This is a genomic window from Promicromonospora kroppenstedtii DSM 19349, assembly GCF_000515355.1.
Lineage (GTDB): Bacteria > Actinomycetota > Actinomycetes > Actinomycetales > Cellulomonadaceae > Promicromonospora > Promicromonospora kroppenstedtii.
The window spans coordinates 31,563-34,421 of the sequence record NZ_KI911751.1; the positions used below are offsets into that span (position 1 = coordinate 31,563).

Genomic DNA, 2,859 nt, shown 5'->3' on the forward strand with positions numbered 1-2,859 from the left:
GCCCGCCCGCCGCTGCCCGCCGGGCAGACCGGCATCCTCGCGGACTTCGACGCGGCCCTCCCGTTCACGCTCACCGACGGCCAGCGCCAGGTGGGCGCGGAGATCGCCGACGAGCTGGCCCGCCCCCGCCCGATGCACCGGCTGCTGCAGGGCGAGGTCGGCAGCGGCAAGACCGTGGTCGCGCTGCGCGCCATGCTCCAGGTGGTCGACGCCGGCGGACAGGCCGCCCTGCTCGCCCCCACCGAGGTGCTCGCCGCCCAGCACGCGCGCACCCTGCGCACCCTGCTGGGCCCACTGGCTGACGCCGGCACGCTGTTCGGAGCCGGGCGCACGGGCACGAGCACCCAGGTCGCGCTCCTGACTGGCTCCCTCGGGGCCAAGGCCCGCAAGGAGGCCCTGCTGCGGGCCGCGAGCGGCGAGGCCGGGATCGTCGTCGGCACCCACGCGCTGCTGTCGGAGCAGGTGCAGTTCGCCGACCTGGGTCTGGTCGTGGTCGACGAGCAGCACCGGTTCGGCGTCGAGCAGCGGGACGCGCTGCGGGCCAAGGGCCGCGTGTCGCCGCACCTGCTGGTCATGACCGCCACCCCCATCCCACGCACCGTCGCGATGACCGTGTTCGGCGACCTGGAGACGTCCTCGCTCACCCAGGTCCCCGCCGGACGTGCGGGCATCACCACCGTCGCCGTGCCCGCCGGGAACGTGCGCTGGACCGACCGTACGTGGGCCCGTGTCCGCGAGGAGGTCGACGCCGGCCGCCGCGCCTACGTCGTCTGCGCGCGGATCCACCCGGACGAGGAGCCCGCACCCGGCTCAGGACCTGGCGCCGGAGCCGGCCGGACCAGCCGCGCCACGGCCAAGGACTTCGACGACGTCCCGGAGTTCCTGGACCCGGGTGACCCGGGCACCGCCGGCGCGTCGGACCGGCCGCCCCTGCGCGCCGTCCTGGAGGTCGCCGAGGAGCTGCGCGGCCGCTCCGAGCTCGCGGGCGTCGAGATCGGCGTCCTGCACGGGCAGATGCCGGCCGACCAGAAGGACGCCGCCATGGCGGCCTTCGCGTCCGGCGAGACCCCCGTGCTCGTCTCCACCACGGTCGTCGAGGTGGGCGTCGACGTCCCCGAGGCGACCGCCATGGTCATCTTCGACGCCGACCGGTTCGGCATCTCCCAGCTGCACCAGCTGCGCGGCCGCGTCGGGCGCGGCACCGACCCGGGCCTGTGCCTGCTCGTGTCCGACGCCGAGCCCGGCACCCCGGCCCACGCGCGCCTCGAGGCCATGACACAGACCACCGACGGCTTCAAGCTCGCCAACCTCGACCTCGAGCTGCGCAGCGAGGGCGACGTGCTCGGCGCCGCCCAGTCCGGGCGAGCCAGCTCGCTGCGCCTGCTGCGCGTGGTCAAGGACGCCGGCCTCATCGAGGAGGCCCGCACCGCGGCCGCCGACGTCGTCGCCGCCTCCCCGGACCTCACCGAGTTCCCCGAGCTCGCCGCCGCCATCCGGGCCCAGCTCGACGAGGACCAGGAGGAGTTCCTGGAGCGCACATGACCGTGTGCGGCACGGAGAGATCGCGTAGGTCAGACGACCGGCTCCTTACGCTCGGAACACACAACCGATAGAGTCCCGGCCCGTGACGGTCGACGCCAGGCATGCGATCCACACGAGCGGGCCCGCGAAGACCGCGTGGCAGCGCGGGAGGTTGCTCGCGCTCGGTTCCGTCCTGGCCGCAGCCCTGCTCGTCGGCCACGAGTTCGTGCCGAACCGGTGGGGAAACCTCGGCAGTCTCGTCCAGTCGTTCCTGCCCTGGCTCGGGCTCGCGGTACCGCTCGGGATCCTCGCCGCACTGCTGCGGCGCTCGGCGCTCGCGGTCCTCGCCGTCCTCCTGCCGCTGGCGGCCTGGATCTGGGTCTTCCTGCCGCAGCTGCTCCCCGTCGAGGACGCCCAGGGCGACCTGACGGTGGTGCAGCACAACGTCAGCGACACCAACGCCGACGTCGACGGCACCGCGGAGGTCCTGCTCGCGGCCGAGCCGGACGTCGTGACGCTCACCGAGGTGTCCGAGGACGTCGCGGCGCGGTACACGGAGGCGTTCGGCGAGGCGCTGCCCCACCACGAGACCCAGGGCACGGTGGGCATCTGGTCGAGGTTCCCGCTGAAGGGCGCACAGGCCGTGGACATCCGGCCCGAGGGCGTCGACGCCACCTGGGACCGTTGCCTGCGCGTCGTGATCCAGCGCGAGGGCGCCGCCGTCACGCTGTTCGCCGCGCACCTCCCGTCGGTCCGGTTCGGCACGGGCGGCTTCGAGACGGAGCTGCGCAACGCGAGCGCGCTCCAGCTCGCGGAGGCGGTCGACGCCGAGCAGGGCGACACCGTCATCGTCGCGGGGGACCTGAACGCCGCGCTGGCCGACGACGCGATCGCGCCGCTGACGAACCTGGTCACCGCGCCCGCCACGGGCTTCGAGCTCACCTATCCCACGGTGTTCCCGGTGGCGCAGATCGACCACGTCCTGGCGCGCGGCGCGACCGTCACGGAGACCCGCGCCCTGCCCCGCACGGGCAGCGACCACCTCCCGGTGGTCGCGTACGTCGACACCCCCTGGTCCTGACCGGCCTCGGTCTCCGGCACCCGTCGGGTCCCGGGACGTCTCCGGGCGCGGGTTAGGGTTTTCGGCGTGACCAGGATCGTTGCGGGTTCGGTGGGCGGGCGGTCCATCGCGGTGCCCGCGAAGGGGACCCGCCCCACCAGCGACCGTGTCCGTGAGGCGATCTTCTCCCGGCTGGAGCACCTCGACGTGCTCGACGGCGCCCGCGTGCTCGACCTCTACGCCGGCTCCGGCGCGCTCGGGCTGGAGGCGGCCAGCCG

Annotated in this window: 3 protein-coding genes; all 3 read left to right on the plus strand. The window is 74.4% G+C overall.

The window, feature by feature from the left end:
• Positions 1–1,542 (plus strand): ATP-dependent DNA helicase RecG (locus PROKR_RS25870; RefSeq protein ID WP_036969434.1); only part of this gene is annotated, 1,542 nt, incomplete at its 5' end.
• Between the two features lie 82 nt (positions 1,543–1,624).
• Positions 1,625–2,602 carry an endonuclease/exonuclease/phosphatase family protein gene (locus tag PROKR_RS25875; protein WP_051433372.1) on the plus strand — a complete coding sequence of 326 codons (978 nt, stop codon included), beginning with the start codon at positions 1,625–1,627 and terminating at the stop codon, positions 2,600–2,602.
• 66 nt (positions 2,603–2,668) lie between these two features.
• The coding region (locus PROKR_RS25880; RefSeq protein WP_211240246.1) for an RsmD family RNA methyltransferase at positions 2,669–2,859 on the plus strand (191 nt) is incomplete at its 3' end.